General features: G+C 63.3%; 1 pseudogene. It reads right to left on the bottom strand.

Annotated features, from left to right (window positions below):
* Nucleotides 1–574 (bottom strand): annotated as a pseudogene (locus tag CG51_RS19750) (transposase); the annotation flags it as partial.
* Nucleotides 575–624 lie beyond the last annotated feature (50 nt).

The raw sequence follows: 624 nt of genomic DNA, 5'->3' as shown, positions 1-624 counted from the left end.
TGTGCCTCGAGCGCGTTTGCGGCCCCGCCTGCGTCGGACCGACAACCCTTCTTCGCGGTAAAGACGATACAGCTTTTTCGGGTTCATCAGCAGGCCTCTGCGCTCCAGAAGCAGCCCGATCCGCCGATAGCCGAACCGGCGGCGCACAGCCGCGATCTCCTGCATGGCTTTGCGGATCTCCGGATTGTCGGGCGGCCGCTCGCGCCGCACCGTCTTCGGATCGACACCGATCAGGACGCAGGCCCGGCGTTGCGAGATATCGTGATCCCGCATCGCCCTGAGCACCGCGTCCCGCCGCGCTCTCGGTGTCGTCAGGGCTTTCCCAGCAGATCCTTCAGCACGATGTTGTCCAGCATGGCATCTGCCAGAAGCCGCTTCAGCTTGCCGTTCTCATCCTCGAGCGCCCTCAGCCTTTGCGCGTCGGACACGTCATGCCGCCATACTTGGCCTTGAGCTTGTAGAACGTGGCCGGGCTCAGGCCATGACGGCGACACACCTCCGCCGTCGCCATTCCGGCTTCCTGCTCCTTGAGCATTCCGATGATCTGCGCCTCGGTGAAGCGGCTTTTCCTCATGTCGTCTGCCCCTTCGTGTTGAAGCAAACTCTACATCACAGCGAGGGACC

The sequence above is a fragment of the Haematobacter missouriensis genome, assembly GCF_000740775.1.
Taxonomy (GTDB): domain Bacteria; phylum Pseudomonadota; class Alphaproteobacteria; order Rhodobacterales; family Rhodobacteraceae; genus Haematobacter; species Haematobacter missouriensis.
Note: the sequence above shows the minus strand (reverse complement) of the source record. Positions and strands in the feature narration are given on the sequence as shown.